Source organism: Caldovatus aquaticus (genome assembly GCF_019458025.1).
GTDB lineage: Bacteria > Pseudomonadota > Alphaproteobacteria > Acetobacterales > Acetobacteraceae > Caldovatus > Caldovatus aquaticus.
In genome coordinates, this window is record NZ_JAHZUY010000003.1 from 73,225 (window position 1) to 87,580 (window position 14,356).

General features: G+C 73.2%; 23 protein-coding genes, 1 tRNA gene and 1 pseudogene. 22 read left to right on the top strand and 3 right to left on the bottom strand.

Going from position 1 to position 14,356, the window contains the following annotated elements:
• Positions 1 to 262: 262 nt before the first annotated feature.
• Genes K1J50_RS02255 through K1J50_RS02265 form a run of 3 tightly spaced genes read left to right on the top strand, consistent with a single transcriptional unit; the run spans position 263 to position 2,579 of the window.
• Entirely contained in the window at positions 263 to 526 is a 264-nt protein-coding gene (locus K1J50_RS02255) for a hypothetical protein (protein ID WP_220115808.1), read from the top strand.
• An 8-nt stretch (positions 527 to 534) separates the two neighbouring features.
• On the top strand, positions 535 to 762 hold the full coding sequence (locus K1J50_RS02260) for a hypothetical protein (protein ID WP_220115809.1): 228 nt from the start codon (positions 535 to 537) through the stop codon (positions 760 to 762).
• The gene (locus K1J50_RS02265; RefSeq protein ID WP_220115810.1) at positions 759 to 2,579 is read left to right on the top strand and encodes a ParB/RepB/Spo0J family partition protein; all 1,821 of its coding nucleotides are present in this window, start codon (positions 759 to 761) and stop codon (positions 2,577 to 2,579) included. Before K1J50_RS02260 ends, K1J50_RS02265 begins: the two co-directional genes overlap by 4 nt.
• On the opposite strand, the gene K1J50_RS02270 is transcribed toward K1J50_RS02265, so the two are convergent.
• Positions 2,576 to 3,235: a LexA family protein gene (locus tag K1J50_RS02270; RefSeq protein ID WP_220115811.1), complete on the bottom strand. Its 660-nt coding sequence runs from the start codon at positions 3,233 to 3,235 to the stop codon at positions 2,576 to 2,578. The two genes, K1J50_RS02265 and K1J50_RS02270, sit on opposite strands and share 4 nt — an antisense overlap.
• Positions 3,236 to 3,364: 129 nt before the next feature.
• Between K1J50_RS02270 and K1J50_RS19495 the strand changes: the two are divergent.
• The 19 genes and pseudogenes from K1J50_RS19495 to K1J50_RS19505 all read left to right on the top strand — a co-directional run.
• A pseudogene (locus tag K1J50_RS19495) lies at positions 3,365 to 3,499 on the top strand (helix-turn-helix domain-containing protein); the annotation flags it as partial.
• Positions 3,496 to 3,921 (top strand): DUF1064 domain-containing protein, encoded by a 426-nt coding sequence (locus K1J50_RS02275; RefSeq protein ID WP_220115812.1) that lies wholly within the window; start codon positions 3,496 to 3,498, stop codon positions 3,919 to 3,921. The pseudogene K1J50_RS19495 and the gene K1J50_RS02275, both read left to right, overlap by 4 nt.
• Positions 3,918 to 4,775 (top strand): helix-turn-helix domain-containing protein, encoded by an 858-nt coding sequence (locus tag K1J50_RS02280; protein ID WP_220115813.1) that lies wholly within the window; start codon positions 3,918 to 3,920, stop codon positions 4,773 to 4,775. Before K1J50_RS02275 ends, K1J50_RS02280 begins: the two co-directional genes overlap by 4 nt.
• Positions 4,772 to 5,512, top strand: coding sequence for a hypothetical protein (locus K1J50_RS02285; protein WP_220115814.1), 741 nt, complete (start codon positions 4,772 to 4,774; stop codon positions 5,510 to 5,512). Before K1J50_RS02280 ends, K1J50_RS02285 begins: the two co-directional genes overlap by 4 nt.
• A gap of 67 nt (positions 5,513 to 5,579) precedes the next feature.
• A complete protein-coding gene (locus tag K1J50_RS02290; protein WP_220115815.1) occupies positions 5,580 to 5,822 on the top strand; it encodes a hypothetical protein in 243 nt (80 codons plus the stop codon).
• Positions 5,819 to 6,508 (top strand): hypothetical protein, encoded by a 690-nt coding sequence (locus tag K1J50_RS02295; RefSeq protein WP_220115816.1) that lies wholly within the window; start codon positions 5,819 to 5,821, stop codon positions 6,506 to 6,508. Before K1J50_RS02290 ends, K1J50_RS02295 begins: the two co-directional genes overlap by 4 nt.
• A 15-nt stretch (positions 6,509 to 6,523) precedes the next feature.
• A complete protein-coding gene (locus K1J50_RS02300) occupies positions 6,524 to 6,949 on the top strand; it encodes a hypothetical protein (RefSeq protein WP_220115817.1) in 426 nt (141 codons plus the stop codon).
• A 109-nt stretch (positions 6,950 to 7,058) separates the two neighbouring features.
• Positions 7,059 to 7,895 carry a hypothetical protein gene (locus K1J50_RS02305; RefSeq protein WP_220115818.1) on the top strand — a complete coding sequence of 279 codons (837 nt, stop codon included), beginning with the start codon at positions 7,059 to 7,061 and terminating at the stop codon, positions 7,893 to 7,895.
• A gap of 19 nt (positions 7,896 to 7,914) precedes the next feature.
• Positions 7,915 to 8,331, top strand: a complete 417-nt coding sequence (locus K1J50_RS02310) for a GapR family DNA-binding domain-containing protein (RefSeq protein WP_220115819.1) — start codon at positions 7,915 to 7,917, stop codon at positions 8,329 to 8,331.
• Between the two features lie 224 nt (positions 8,332 to 8,555).
• Positions 8,556 to 9,011, top strand: a complete 456-nt coding sequence (locus K1J50_RS02315) for a single-stranded DNA-binding protein (protein WP_220115820.1) — start codon at positions 8,556 to 8,558, stop codon at positions 9,009 to 9,011.
• A 12-nt stretch (positions 9,012 to 9,023) separates the two neighbouring features.
• A complete protein-coding gene (locus tag K1J50_RS02320; protein ID WP_220115821.1) occupies positions 9,024 to 9,497 on the top strand; it encodes a hypothetical protein in 474 nt (157 codons plus the stop codon).
• Entirely contained in the window at positions 9,481 to 9,765 is a 285-nt protein-coding gene (locus tag K1J50_RS02325; protein WP_220115822.1) for a hypothetical protein, read from the top strand. Before K1J50_RS02320 ends, K1J50_RS02325 begins: the two co-directional genes overlap by 17 nt.
• On the top strand, positions 9,758 to 10,105 hold the full coding sequence (locus K1J50_RS02330; RefSeq protein ID WP_220115823.1) for a hypothetical protein: 348 nt from the start codon (positions 9,758 to 9,760) through the stop codon (positions 10,103 to 10,105). Before K1J50_RS02325 ends, K1J50_RS02330 begins: the two co-directional genes overlap by 8 nt.
• Positions 10,102 to 10,389: a hypothetical protein gene (locus tag K1J50_RS02335; protein ID WP_220115824.1), complete on the top strand. Its 288-nt coding sequence runs from the start codon at positions 10,102 to 10,104 to the stop codon at positions 10,387 to 10,389. The genes K1J50_RS02330 and K1J50_RS02335 overlap by 4 nt, the downstream gene beginning before the upstream one ends.
• A 175-nt stretch (positions 10,390 to 10,564) precedes the next feature.
• Positions 10,565 to 10,795 (top strand): hypothetical protein, encoded by a 231-nt coding sequence (locus tag K1J50_RS02340; protein ID WP_220115825.1) that lies wholly within the window; start codon positions 10,565 to 10,567, stop codon positions 10,793 to 10,795.
• Positions 10,767 to 11,213: a dUTP diphosphatase gene (gene dut / locus K1J50_RS02345; RefSeq protein WP_220115826.1), complete on the top strand. Its 447-nt coding sequence runs from the start codon at positions 10,767 to 10,769 to the stop codon at positions 11,211 to 11,213. Before K1J50_RS02340 ends, dut begins: the two co-directional genes overlap by 29 nt.
• Positions 11,210 to 11,572, top strand: a complete 363-nt coding sequence (locus K1J50_RS02350) for a hypothetical protein (RefSeq protein ID WP_220115827.1) — start codon at positions 11,210 to 11,212, stop codon at positions 11,570 to 11,572. The genes dut and K1J50_RS02350 overlap by 4 nt, the downstream gene beginning before the upstream one ends.
• A 2-nt stretch (positions 11,573 to 11,574) precedes the next feature.
• Positions 11,575 to 11,937, top strand: a complete 363-nt coding sequence (locus tag K1J50_RS19500; RefSeq protein ID WP_220115828.1) for a helix-turn-helix domain-containing protein — start codon at positions 11,575 to 11,577, stop codon at positions 11,935 to 11,937.
• A 32-nt stretch (positions 11,938 to 11,969) separates the two neighbouring features.
• On the top strand, positions 11,970 to 12,860 hold the full coding sequence (locus K1J50_RS19505; RefSeq protein WP_220115829.1) for a tyrosine-type recombinase/integrase: 891 nt from the start codon (positions 11,970 to 11,972) through the stop codon (positions 12,858 to 12,860).
• Between the two features lie 134 nt (positions 12,861 to 12,994).
• On the opposite strand, the gene K1J50_RS02365 is transcribed toward K1J50_RS19505, so the two are convergent.
• Positions 12,995 to 13,066: transfer RNA gene (locus tag K1J50_RS02365), tRNA-Thr, on the bottom strand.
• A 139-nt stretch (positions 13,067 to 13,205) separates the two neighbouring features.
• Entirely contained in the window at positions 13,206 to 14,354 is a 1,149-nt protein-coding gene (locus K1J50_RS02370) for a PQQ-dependent sugar dehydrogenase (RefSeq protein WP_220115830.1), read from the bottom strand.
• Positions 14,355 to 14,356: the final 2 nt, after the last annotated feature.

Consider the following 14,356-nt stretch of genomic DNA (forward strand, 5'->3'; position numbering starts at 1 on the left):
GCCGGGCTCCGTCCACGAACAAAGGCGGCTGGCGGCCGACGATGCATTGCGTGGCCGCGCGGAAAATCCGACGCGCCGGCGTCTCGCCGGCGCCGATCGAGACCAGGCCCAACACGCTCGCGCGGGGGCTCGCCGAGACGAAAGAGGCCTGCGACGGCCCGACGGAAACCGCCGGCCGCCCCGCCGCCGCCCCCGTCCCGGGTGCGGGCGGCGGCGGGCCGTCCGGCGAACCGCTGACCAGGGCGGAAGGAGGAACACCGACATGACCGACACCTATGCGCTCGTGCAGGAGCAGATCGACGCGCTCGTGCACGACTTGACGGCGGCGCTGCGCGAGCGGAACGGCCTGCCGTGGGGCTCGCCGCAGCGCGCCGCCGTGCAGGCGCGCGTCGAGGAGCTCTCGCGCAAGATCGAGTGGCTCTTGGGGATGCCGCCCGACGACGACGGACCGGCGGCGCCCGGGCTCCCATCCGGATCGCCGGGCGATCCGGATGGGGACCCGCCCGCGCTGCCGGCGGCTGCCTGAGGAGGGACATGCGCCGACCGATCACCACATTCCGCAACCGCCACTGCACCGTCACGCACGACCCGGTGCGTGGCGGTGCGGTGCATCCCGACACCAACGAGAGGATCGTCGGGCTCGACGAATTCTTCCGGGCGCTGCAGGCGCAGCGGCGGGCGCACCGGGAGCTCGGCGAACCCTACGCCATCACGCAGGAGATCGTCGCCGGCGACGCCGGCGCAGAGGAGAGGACCGAATGATCCGCAGCATTCCGACCCTGGAGATCGAGCCCGACCCCGAGAACGTGCGGGTGTGGGGGGCGAGCAAGGAGGCGGACGACCAGCTGCTCGCCAGCGTGCGGGCGCTCGGCGTCCTGCAGCCGCTCATCGTGCGGCCGGCGCCGAGGACGATGACGGGCGAGCCGCGGCTTGACGCCGAGAACAACCCGATCCTCTGGCGGGTGGTGGCCGGCAACCGGAGGCTGACGGCGGCGCGCATCGCCGGGCTGCAGACCGTGCCCTGCGACGTGCGGGAGGAGCTCGCCGAGGGCGAGGCGACGGCGATCCAGCTGGCCGAGAACACGGTGCGCTCGGACATGACGCCCGTGGACGTGTGGCTCGCCGTGAACCGGCTGGCGAAGGAGGGCTGGCAGCCGGAGGCGATCGGCCTGGCCTTCAACCTCACGGCGCATCGGGTGCGGCAGCTGATCCAGATGGCGCAGCTGCCCGAGCCGATCGTGCAGTGGATCCGTGAGCAGGGCGACGTGCCCGAGGTCCGCTACCTGCGGGTCATCTGCCAGGCCGAGCCCGACAAGGTGCTGGCGGTCTGGAAGCAGAAGGGGCCGCGCAAGGGGGAGAGGAGCGCGCAGTGGTGGTCCATCGCGCAGGCGCTCGAGGTCAAGCGCATCCCCTACGAGCACGCCATCTTCGAGATGACGGAGGAGGCGAAGGCCGAGGCGGGCTGGGCCCGGGATCTGTTCGATCCGGCCGACCACCCCGGCTACTTCCATGACGTCATCGCCTTCCGCCGGCTGCAGCTCGCCGCCATCGAGGCGAAGCTGGCGACGGTGGCGAAGCTCGGCGTCGAGACGACGACGCTGACCGACGCCTCCGCCCACCCCCCGGGCTGCACCTGGGAAAGCCGGCCGATCGGCGCCGCCAAGTCCATGAAGAAGGCGGAGCGGGGCGAGTGGGTAGCGGTCGGCAAGATCCTCTGGGACGGCCGGGCGGACCTGGCGCTCTACCGCAAGAAGCCGACGAAGAAGGCGGGCGACGGCGCACCGGCGACGGCGGAGGCCGGCGCCGGCGGGAAGGTGAACACCCGCACCACGGGCCGGACCGACGGGCGGGACGCCGAGGCCGGGATGCTGACCGAGAAGGGGATGCATCTGGTCGAGGTGGCGAAGCGTGAGGCGGTGAAGGCCGGGCTGGTCGGGCTCGGCTCGCACGACCTGCTGCTGATTGCCCTGCTGCTGCTGCGCCACAAGCTCGGCGTCACGACGCCGGCGATGAACCGGCTGCTGGTCGGCGGGGACGGGGCGATCGACTGCAACAGCGAGGACCGGATCGAGCGGATCAATGCGGCGGCGGTGGAGCTGCTCGGCTGGGCGATCGGCCAGGCCACGACGAACCGCTATGCCGAGACCGACGTGCCGCTGGCGCTGGTCGAGCGGATCGGCATGGGGCTGGCGGTCGAGCCGCGGCTGACGCTGAACCGGGAGGGGCTTGATCAGCTGAAGCGGGACGCGCTCGAGGCGGTGCGGACGGCGCGCTCGCTGCCCGGCTTCAACACGCAGAAGGAGCTCAAGAACCACATCGTCCGCATGCTCGGCACGAAGGAGGGGATGGTGACGCTGACGCCGGCCGACCTGCCGGTGCTTGCCTGCTCGGCGGCGATCCGCCTGCCCTACCGCTGGCAGGCCGACATCTCCGCCGCCGACGACGGGTGCGGCAAGGCGGCCGGGCGGGAGAGCTGCGAGTGCGGCTGGATCGCCGGCAACGACGAGGCGCAGAACCCGTGCGCCGACGAGGTGGACGGCTGGGAGAACGACGACGAGGCGGTGGACGAGGCGGCCTAGCGGCCCTGCCGGGGCAGCTCCCGCTGCACCTGCACGGCGACGCCGATCACGTGCGCCTCGCCGATGCGCAGCGGCGGCACCTGCTCGACGGTGGCCGGCACCAGCCAGGGTTCCTGCACCCGATAGACGGCGGCGTCGCCGGTGTCGAGCGCGACCACGACCAGATCCCCCGGCTCCATCTCGGTGCCGGGATCCACCACCACCAGGTCGCCCGGCAGGATGCCGGCGAGGATGCCCGTGCCCGTCGTGATCCGCACGGCGACGCAGCCGGCGAACTTCGCCGGCGCGCGTGTGACTTCGACCGATGACCGCACCGCCCGTTCCAACCCTCCGCTGCGGAACAATGCGGGAACGATGACGGGGATGTCAATGAAGGGCCGGGCGTCGGCGGAGAGCACCAGGTCCGGGGGCTGCAGCCCGATCGCCGCCGCCAGCTTCGCCAGCGTGCTGGTCTTGGGCACGGGGTAGCCGTGCTTCAGGAAGCGGGTGATCGAGGTGCCGGCCACCCCCGCCTTGTTCGCCCACGCTTCCGCCGACAGCGGCGGGTGGTGGTTGGCCATCGCCCGCCGCATCCAGGCCTGCAGCCGCCGCACGGTCTCGGCGTCGTCCGACACATGCCGTCCGCCCGGCGCCCGGAGACGCACGATCTCGCCCATTCTTTCCCCTTGCGTCCTGCGATATCGCAGGCTCATGCTCTGTGCGTTGACAGTTCCGGCATCTCCGCCGGGCTGTCAACAGAAACGCGATCCATCGCAGGAAAGCGCGCGAAGGCGAGGTAGAGAGGGGTGCCTGGACTCGCGCCCGAGTTGCAGACGGCCATCGAGGCGCTGATCGCCGAGCGGCGGCGCCGTGGGCTGTCGCAGGAAGAGCTGGAAGCGCGCATCGGCATCACCCGGGGGCTGCTGTCGAAATGGGAATGCGGCGTGCGCAGGCCGAGCGCCTGGCTGCTGGCGATCTGGGCGGGCGTGCTCGGCTTCGGGCTCACCGTCGCCCCTCTAAGTTCGGCTCCGAGCGGGCCGAGTCGCGAGACGGCCGCCGCTTTGCCAGCAAGGCCGAGCGGGACCGCTACGAGGAGCTGCGGCACCTTGAGGCGGCGGGCGAGATCCGCGGCCTGACCTGCCAGCCCGCCTGGCACTTCCCGATCAACGGCGTGCCGCTGACCATCGGCGGCCGCAAGGTCCGCTACACGGCGGATTTCCTCTACTTCGACTGCCGCGCCGGGACCACGGTGGTCGAGGACGTGAAGGGTCACATGACCCGGGACGCCGTGCTGCGCATCGCCCTGATGCGTGCCGTACACGGCATCGAGGTCCAGCTGGTCAAGCCGAGGAGCAGACGATGATGCCACGCCTGGCGGCGCGCCTGCCGCTGGCCGTGCCCGCCGAGCTGCTGGCCCGGCCCGACGTCAGCCCAGCGGCGAAGCTCGCCTGGATGGCGCTGGCGTCCTGCCTCGCCGGCGACGGCCTGGCCCGCGCCTCCCTCCGCGCGCTGCGCTCGGTGGTGGGACTGGCCGACAAGACGATGCGCCGGGCGCTCGCCGAGCTCGCCGACGCCGGGCTCGCCACGCCGGTCAAGCTGCCTGGGGGCGGCACGGCCTGGGCGGTGCAGGTGCCCGGACCGGGCGGCCAGATTGACCGTCGGTCAAATCGGCCGTCGGTCAGAATGACCGTCGGTCAGAATGACCGATCCGCCCCCAACGAAATCAACGACTTGCCGGCGCCGCCCGAGGCGGCCGCCGGTCCCCCCCATACCCCCCCTAATTCTGCTCCCAGAGAGAATTCCTCTGTGGTGGAGGAGAAGAAGGGGGGTGCAGGGGGGAAGGGAGCACCCGGCAAGGCGAAGCGAGTGCCGACCTCCCTTCCCCCCGATTTCGCCCCGAGCGAGCGGCTGCTCGCCCACATCCGCGAGCACTACCCGCTGGTGGACGCGAGCCGGGAGCTCTCGGCCTTCCGGCTCTACTGGCTGGAGGGCAAGGGCAAGGGGAAGCTCAAGTCCGACTGGCAGGGCGCGTTCCGCGTCTGGTGCGAGAAGGCGCAGGCCTGGGCGGAGGAACGCCGCCTGGCCGCCGGCTCCGCCGCCGCCCCGTCCGGGGCGCGGGCGGCGGCTCCGCCGCCGGCCGGCCGGCCGGAGAGCGCGGGCATCCGGCGGCTCAGGGAGATCATCGCCGAGGCCCAGGCCAAGAGGAGGACCGCATGAACGAGCTGATCGCCGCCCGGCACGACCACCGGGCGGTGACGCCAGTGACCGCCGCCCATGCGCACCGGCTGCGGGACATGGACCCGACCTGGGGGCTCTACCCGCACCTCCGCCCCGACGCCCACGACCCGGTGCACCTCGACCTGCCGGGCGACGACGTGCTGGCGGTGATGGAGCTGGAGCTGGCCCGGGCGCTGCTGCCCTGCGCCGATCCGGTGACGGGCGAGGGGATGGACGCGGCGGCGGCGGCGGCCGGGGTGCTGATCGAGAGCTGGCCGCAGAAGGACGCATCCAGCCCGACCTACGCCGAGCAGGTGGCGATGCGCCTTGCCGCCTGTCCGCGCGACCTGCTGCCCAAGGTCATCGCCCGTCTCGTGGACGAGGAGGAGTTCCGGCCCTCGGTCGCCAAGGTGCGCCAGGCGGTGGAGCGCGAGCTCGCCAAGCGCCGGCTGCTGCTCGCCAAGGTGCAGGCGGCGCGGCGGTGGTGGGCGTGGCGGGTCGAGGAGGACTGGCGCCAGGCGGAGATCGCCGCCGACCGCGAGGCGGCGGCCGAGCGGGTGGCGCAGGGGCTCGCGGCGACGCTGCGCCTCGCCGATGCGCCGCCGGCGCCGGCGGCGACGCCGGCCACGGCGCCGCCGTCCCGCCCGGTCCGCCCGGCCCACCTCTCGCCGGAGCAGCTCGCCCGTGCGCGGGCGCGCCCGGCCCATGCCCACGATCCTGCGATGATGCAGGAATAACGCACTTATGCCCTTGCATGTCTGCGTTTTTGCAGACATGATCGTGCCAGTCAGGGAGCCACCGACCATGGATGCCCACACGCCGACCGCGGCCAACGACACGGTGCCGCCGCGCCGCACAAACCCGGAGGCGCTGGCCGCGCATCTCGCGCTCGACCTCGACTTCATCGCCGCGCAGCTCGATGAGCTGATGGCCCGGCTGTTCCACCCGGACATCCAGGCCCGGCCGCTCATGCGCAGCCGCGGCTACCTGCTGCCGCCGCTCAAGGCGGCGATCGCCCGCTGCCGCCAGGGGCTTGAGCGGCGATGAGCACCAACCCCTGGGCCTGGTCCATCGGCGCCTCCGACGCCAAGGCGCTGATCGCCGGCGACCTGCCGCACCTCGCCGCCATGGTGCGCGGCGAGCGCCCCCGGCCCACCCCGGCCGAGACCGCCGCCGCCTCCGCCGCCGCCCTGCGCGCGAAGGGCGCCGTGCGCGTCAGCGAGGACAACCTCGAACTCGCGCTGCTGATCGGCGCCGCCCTCGAACCGCTGCACGAGGAGTGGTTCACCCGCCGCACCGGCCTGCGCGTGCAGGGCCAGCAGCAGCGGGTGCGGCATCGCAGCTACCCGCTGCACGCCACCCTCGACGGCATGGTGGAGATCGGCGGCACGTGGCTGCCCTGGGAGGCCAAGACGACCTCCCCGCACATGACGCTGCCCGCGCTGATCGCGCGCGAGGCGCCGCAGTTGCAGGCGCAGATGCTCTGCCTCGGCGCCCCTGCCGCCGTCGTCTCCGTCCTCTGGCGCACCCCGAAGTGGGAGGCCGTGGTGGTGGAGGAGGATGACGTGCTGCAGGCCGAGATCCTCGACCGCCTCGATCTCCTCGCGCTGCACATCGAGCAGGGCACGGAGCCGCCGACGCTCCCGCCCTTCCCGGTCCCGACACCACGCCGGCGGCCCCTGGCCGTCGCTCCGGCGTGCATCCCCGAGACGGCCGACAACCTCCTGACCTGAGAGGGACACACCGACATGCCCAAGCCGAACCTGCTGCCCGTGTTCGTGGACGCCGGCACCTACGGCAGCCGCCTCCCGGCCTCCGTCAGCACCGCCGCCCCGGCCATCATCGAGGCGGCGCTGACGGCGCACGGCCTGCTGCCGACCGAGACCGCCCGCCGGGCGATCGCCGCCGCGCTCCGCATGTTCGCCTACCAGGTCCTGGTCCACGACCAGGCCCTGGGCCGCGACAAGAGCGACAACGCCGGCCTCATCCGCTGGGAGCTGCAGGTGGCCGCCAACACGCTCGGCCACCTCTGCGCCACCGAGGAGGAGCGCGCCGCCGCCGAGGCGGAGGAGGAGAAGCGCGCCGCGCTGCGCGAGCGCCTCCGCGCCGAGGCACAGCTCGCGCGCGCCGACGACGACGAGGACGACGAGGCCGACGAGGCCGAGGCCGCCTGACCTCCGGGGCGGGGCGCCTCCCCCATCACGCCTCGCCCCACGCCCGCCCGTCTGCCACCTCCTGCGGACGGGCGGGCGCCCCTTCCCCAACGCCACGACGGAGACGCCCATGCCCTTCGACCGAACGAACCCGAACCTCGCGCTGTGGCTGCGCGAGATGCCGACCGACCCGAGCTTCGAGGGCAGGCCAGTGGTCAGGCCCTTCACACGCGGCGGCGGGTTCCGCGGCTCCGCGATCAACGGCACCTACCTGGTCATGCGGCTGACCCAGGCCTTCGGCCCGGTCGGCTGGGGCTGGGGATACGAGGTCCTGAGCGACGACGTCGTGCCGGGCGCGCCGGTCTACGAGGACGGCAAGCTCCTCGGGCACGAGAGCGTCCAGCGCACCCGCATCCGCTTCTGGTACTACCCGAACGGCCGGCCCGCCGACCTCGACAACTTCACGGGCCAGGCGAAGCGGGCCGAGTTCGAGCAGGTCGGGCAGACGACCTATGTGCTCTGGCGTCGGCCGAACCCGGAGAAGCGCCAGCCCGGCCGCTTCGAGACCGACGAGGAGGCCTGGAAGAAGAGCCTCACCGACGCGATCAGCAAGGCCGCCAGCCACATCGGCTTCGCCGCCGACGTGCATCTCGGGCTCTGGGACGACAACAAGTACGTCAACGACCGCGCCGCCGAGAGCGAGCAGCAGCAGCGCGCGCTCGACCAGGCGGCGGCGGCCGAGGGCGCGGCCGAGGCCCGGCGCCGGGCGCAGGAGATCGCGGACGAGCTCGCCAGGGCCGAGACGCTGGCCGAGGTGACGCGCCTGCGCGGCGAGGCGATCGCGCTCCGCCCGATGCTCAAGAGGCACGGCCTCGCCGACGTGGAGGCTACGCTCGGCGCCGCGGTGCGCGACGCGCAGCAGCGCGTCGGCGCGCTGGAACGGCAGCGCGAGAGCGCTGTCGCCTGAACCCAAGGAGCAGATCGACATGGAAAGTGAGATCCTACCGCCGAGCGGCGGCAAGGGCACGCTGGTGCCGGTGGGCGGCAGCGTGCCCGCCGTCGCCGGCGCGGAGAGGAAGCGCGGCCGGAAGAAGGCCGAGGCGGGGGCGCCGCCCATCAGCAACCGCGAGACGATGGCGAAGGGCTACGTCGAGCGCCTGGCGCGGCTGCTGGCCGAGAAGCAGGAGCTCGCCATCCAGATCGCCGAGGTGAAGGCCGAGGCCAAGAGCGCCGGCTTCTCGCCGAAGGCGATCGCCATGGTCGCCGCCCGCCAGCTCGAGACCGCCGAGGAGCGGGACCGGCGCGAGGCGGTGGAGATGGAGGCCGACCAGATCATGGCCGCGCTCGGGATGCTCGCCGACACGCCGCTCGGCCAGGCGGCGACGGAGCGCGCAGCGAACTAGGGGGCCGGTCCTCGACTACCTACGGCCGACCCCGGCCGGCCCGAACACCAACCCGACCTCCCTAAGCCACGGCAGCCGGCCCCCGCAGGTAGCCAGGCCGTGGCAGTGGGCAAACCCAGTCGAGGCCGCGGCGCCAGGCGCCGCGTGAGGACAAGGGCAAGGCGGGAGCCGGGGCTTCGCAACACCGATAGGAGGCCGGGCGCGACCCGCCCGGAGCGCACACGATGGCAGGCAGCCTCAACAGCGTGCAGCTGATCGGACACCTCGGCCGCGACCCCGAGATCCGCACCACGCAGTCGGGCAACAAGGTCGCGAACCTCCGCCTCGCCACCAGCGAGAGCTGGAAGGACAAGGCCGGCGAGCGCCAGGAGCGGACCGAGTGGCACACCGTGGTCATCTGGGGCCCGCTCGCCGACGTCGCCGAGAAGTATGCGCGGAAGGGCAGTCGCCTCTACGTGCGCGGCCAGCTCCGCACCCGCTCGTGGGAGAAGGATGGCGTCGAGCGCTACACGACCGAGGTGGTGGTGCAGGGCTACGGCGCCGAGCTGATCCTGCTCGACGGCAGGAACGGCAGCGGCGGCGGGAGCACCGGCGGCGGCGGCGGCCGCCAGGCCGCGCGCGACGCCGGCGGCGAGGGCAGCGGCAGCAGCGACGGGTGGGACGACGAAATCCCCTTTTAGGGCTGCGACGACATGGCTTCCTGCAAGCTCTGCGGCGCCACGCCAGAGACGGCGCCGTTCTATACGAGCGTCACTTCGCGCTGCGCCGCCTGCCACAAACAGGCGATGCAGCGGCGCCGCGCCGAGAACCTCGACGGCCACCGCGAACGCGACCGGATGCGCTACCCACGCGAGCGCGAGAAGCGGCTCGCGGCCTATGCCGCCTACCGCCAGACGCCCAAAGGCCGCGCGGCGGCACAGCGGGCGAAGGTCCGCTACGAGGAGCGCCACCCCGAGAAGCGCGCCGCACACATCGCGCTCGGAAATGCGCTGCGTGACGGGCGAGTGATGCGCCCGAAGGCCTGCGAGCAATGCGGCGCCAGTGGGCGCCTGCATGGACACCACGACGACTACACCCGGCCGCTCGACGTGCGCTGGCTCTGCGTCGCCTGTCACGAAGGCGAGCACCACTCTGAAAGCGAGGTGCAGCATGAGCATCCCTTCTGAGGTCGCCTTCGAGGAGGACCTGCCGCTGCCCGCCCGGGTGGCGGCGCGGGAGGAGAACGACCGCATCCGCGCCGCGCTGCGCGCGCTCGCCCCCGGGCAGTCGTTCTTCCTCCCCTGCCCGGAGGACGTGGCGCTGGCGCGCTGGCAGACGCGCATCGCCGTGGTCGCCAACCGCCTGCTCGGCGCCGGCCAGGTGGCGACCTCGCAATGCGTGGAACGCGGCCGGCGCGGCGTGCGCGTGTGGAAACGAGGAGACACCGATGCCTGAGCGCGAGAACCCGATCGAAGCCGCTCTCGCGGCCATGGGCGAGATGACCGGCTGGACCGAGGCCGAGTGCCGCAACTTCCTCGCCTGCCTCCGGGGACCGACGCCCGAGGCGCTCCTGGAGAGCATCCCCGAGGCGGTGGAATACGCCATGCGGGTCGAGCGGGCGGCAACCTTCGTCGCCCTGATGAAGCGGCTCGGCCCGGTGATCGAGGCCGAGTGGCGCGACGGCGACCTGCACATCCGCCTCACACCGGAGGCCGAGGTCACGGAAGGGGAGGATGGGGCCAGCCTCAACATCCGCTGGCATGGCTTCCTCGGCCCGAAGGACGAGAGGCCATGACCACGCCGACGCTGGACGAGCAGATCGCCGAGCTGAAGCGCGAGCTCGCCCTGCGCGAGCGCGCCTTCCCCCGCTTCGTCGCGAGCGGGCGGATGAAGCAGGCCGAGGCCGACCGCTCGATGGCCCGCATGAAGGCGGCGCTGCACACGCTGCTCGCCGTCCAGGCCGTGATGAGGGACGGCGCCCGGGTCGTGAAGATCCAGCTGCAAGCGGCGCTCGACATGCAGCGCGAGCCGCGCGTCGCCGTCCGCCCGGTCGGCCCGCACGGTGAGCCTCTGCCATGATCGCGGCCTGCCTGTGGTGCGGCCGCGCCCTGCCGCCGCAGAGCCGCGGCCTCTACGCCGCGCGCTTCTGCTCGCCCGCGCACCGGACCGCCCTGCACACGGCGGCCCGGCGCTACGCCCTCGCCCTGCTCGATGCGGGCTTCATCAGCGCCACCACCCTCAGGGAGAGCCCGGCGTGTCAGACCGACCGCCATCAGACCAGCCGCCGCCGCGTCCGCCCTGCGGCCCCACCTGGGACTGCGCCTTCTGCCGCCACTGGCAGCCCGGCGCCGTCGTGCTGCGCGGCAACAGCCTCGGCGCCTGCCGCGCCCTAGAGCAGATCACCGCCGCCGATTTCGGCTGCGGCCTCTTCGCCTTCCGCCCCAAGGAGAACCCCGATGCGCATGCCCGTGAAACGGCTGAGTGACACCGCGCGGCTGCCGTTCCGCGCCAGCGCCGGCGCCGCCGGCTACGACCTGCACGCCGACCTGCGGCAGGGTGGGACCGACGCCCCGCCCTGCCTCATCCCACCGGGGCAGCGGGTGACGGTGCCGACCGGCATCGCCCTCGCCATCCCCGAGGGCTGCTACGGCCGCATCGCCCCGCGCTCGGGGCTCGCCATCCGCGGCCTCGACGTGCTCGGCGGCGTCGTGGACGCCGACTACCGCGGCGAGATCATGGTGATCCTTGCCAACCACGACCACCATCGGGCCGTGGAAATCCAGCACGGCGAGCGCATCGCCCAGCTCATCATCGAGCGCATCGAGACGCCCGTGGTCGAGCTGGTCGAGAGCCTGCCCAGCACCTGGCGCGGGGTGGGCGGCTTCGGGAGCACCGGCCGATGAACCGGTTCCCCGACGATCCGGCGCGCGCCGCCGAGAACCTCCGACGCACGATGATCGCCGCGCGCGAGATGATGCGGCGGGCGGACCCTGAGCAGATCAAAGCCGCGCTACCAAGGCTGCGCGCCCTGCTCGCCGAGCTCGACGGCGCCAGCGCCATTATGCTGCTCATCCACCACCTCGCCGCCTTGTCCATCGCTGTCGCGGCGGAGGCGGACGGCGACGAGGACCGGCGCTTCGTCACGCTCAATCTGCCCACCATACTGCTCGGCCAGGTCATCAACAACGCCTGGGCAACGCTGCGGCAGGACGCGGCTGAGGCCGCCGCCGATCCCATCGGCGAGCCGGCGGGGCACGCCTGAGCATGGACCGCCGCATCCAGATCCGGGAGGCCGCCGCCCTGCTCGGCGTCTCGCCGCGCACGGTGCGGCGCCTGTGCCAGCGCGGCGAGCTCAGGGCCGCCAGGGTGGGCAAGCTCTGGACAACCACCGTGCGACTCGTGCACGAATACCTCAGCCGCCAGACCAGCGGTCCCCGCAACACCGACCCCCCGCCCCCGTGTCCTCCGCCGCGCGCAACCTCCTTCTCCGCAACGGGGTCTGGTATGCGCGCCTCCAGGTCCGAGGCCGCGACGTCTGGCGAAGCCTACGCACGGCTGATGAGCGGGAGGCTCGCAAGCGGCTCAAGGAGATCCGGCGCCAGGCCGAGCGCGAACGCGCCGGCCTGAGCCCGCCCCCCGCCCCGGAGGCCGAGGCCCGGGTGTGGGAGGACGCGGTGGTGCGCTGGTCGCAGACCCACCTGCCCGGCAAGCGGGCGAGCACGGCGAAGCGGTATCTCTGCTCGCTCGCCCAGGTCGAGGCGCACCTGAAAGGCCGGCCGCTCGCCGCGATCACCCAGGCCCTGCTCAACGACTACGTGGCCGAGCGGCTCGAAGACGGCGTGACGCCGGCCACCGTGCGGCGCGACCTCACCGCGGTGAGTCTGGTCTGGCGCGCGGCGAAGCGGGCGGGCTGGGTCAGCGGCGAGAACCCGGCGCTCGCCGAGCTCGAGGAGATCAAGGAGCTGCGCGAGGCGATCCGCCCGGTGCGGCTGCGCGACCTCGCCTTCGTGCTGCGCCGCTGCACCCCCGCTTTCGCCGCGCTGATCCGCTTCCTCGCCCGCACCGGCTGCCGCCAGGAGGAGGCGGCGAGCCTCGAATGGCAGGACGTGGACCTCGCGCGCGGCACCGTCACCTTCGCGCGGACCAAGACCCGCAGCCCGCGGGTGATCCAGCTCTCGCCGCGCACCGTCGCCATGCTGCGCGCCCTTCCGCGGCATCCGCGGCTCTCCTATGTGTTCTGGCACCGGGAGGGGAAGCGCGGCCCGGATGGGAAGCCGACCCCGGACCGCTACAGGAACGTCGCCACGAACTTCCGCAAGCTGGTCACTTGCGGGGAGCAGTTCGCGGCGACCGGGGCGGAGGGCGGCGGGTTTCGTCGGTGTGGCCCGGCCGCCTTCCGCCCCTTCCGCTGCCACGACCTGCGCCACACCTGGGGCATCCGCGCGCTGCAGCGCGGGCTGCCGATCTTCGAGGTGTCGCGCCATCTCGGCCACGCCACGGTGCAGACCACCGAGGGCTACGTGCGCTGGCTGCGGCAGGCGCCAGGCTGAGGCGCCTCCCTGTGGGCCGATGCAGCCCCCCGTAGCAAATCCCGTAGCAGCGCCCGAAAGCGGGCCGGCCGGCCGTAGCGGAAACCGCCGTCCCGTGGCGCTCAAGCCTTTGAGACATAGGCGCTTTCGGACGATGCCGGGTGAGGGATTCGAACCCCCGACCTTCGGTTTACAAAACCGCCGCACTACCGCTGTGCTAACCCGGCGCGGGCGGGTCGGCGCCGCCGGGGCGCGACCAGGCCGAAGTCTCCGGCCCGCGGCCCATGCCACGCCCGATAGCGCACCGGCCCAAGGCACTCAATCGCGCTGCGCCGGCCCCCTGCGGCGGTCCGGCGCGCGGCCTCCTCACGCCGGCCGCAGCCGCAGCACCCGTCCCGCCGGTTCGTCGGTCAGCAGGTAGAGAAACCCCTCAGGCCCGACCAGGACCTGGCGCAGCCGCGCCAGCCCCGGCAAGAGTCGCTCCTCGCCCGTCACCCGGCCGTCCTGGATGGTCAGCCGCACCAGGGCCGGGCGGTTGAGCGCGGCGACGAACAGATTGCCGCGCCAGGAGGGAAACGCCGCGCCGTCATAGAACGCGATGCCCGAGGGGCTGATCACCGGCGTCCAGACCCGCACCGGGTCCTCCATCCCCGGCTCGCTCCGCCGTTCGGAGATGACCGAGCCGTCGTAGTTCACCCCGTGCGTCACCAGCGGCCAGCCGTAATTCGCGCCGCGGCGGATGATGTTCAGCTCGTCCCCGCCGCGCGGGCCGAACTCGGAGGCCCACAGCAGCCCCGTGCCCGGCTGGAAGGCGAGGCCCTGCGGGTTGCGGTGGCCGTAGGACCAGATCTCCCCCCGCGCGTCGCCGCGTCCGGCGAAGGGGTTGTCCGGCGGCACGCGGCCGTTGCGCGTGAGGCGCAGCACCTTGCCTGCCAGGTCGTCGAGGCGCTGCGCCCGCCCCATCTCCACGTAGCGGTCGCCGGTGGAGAGGAACAGGTATCGCCCTCCGTCGGGAGAGAAGGCCATGCGGCAGCCGAAGTGGTTGCGCCCCCGCGCCTGCGCCGGCGTCGCGTCCAGCACCGTGCGGACCGCCTCGAGCGCCGTCGCGTCCTCCGACAGCCGCGCGCGGGTGAGCCGCGTCAGCGCTCCGCCCTCCACCCGCGCGGCGTGGCAGAGGAACAGCGCGCGCGAGTCGGGAAAGTCCGGCGCCAGGGCGATGTCGAGCAGCCCGCCCTGTCCGCCCGTCTCCACGGCCGGCGTCCCGGCGAGCGGGGCGGAGACGCGCCCGTTCGTCCCGATCAGGCGCAGCCGCCCTGGCCGCTCCGTCACCAGCAGCCGCCCGTCCGGCAAAAAGGCGCCGCCCCATGGGCGCTCGAGCCCGGCGGCGAAGACCTCGACGCGGAAGTCCGCGGCCTCGGAGCGTACCACTCCCGCGGGGGGCGGCACCTGCGCGCAGGTGCCGCCCGCGGCGAGCAGGACGGCGAGGGCGGCGATGCGGGCGAGGCGGCGCGGCATGG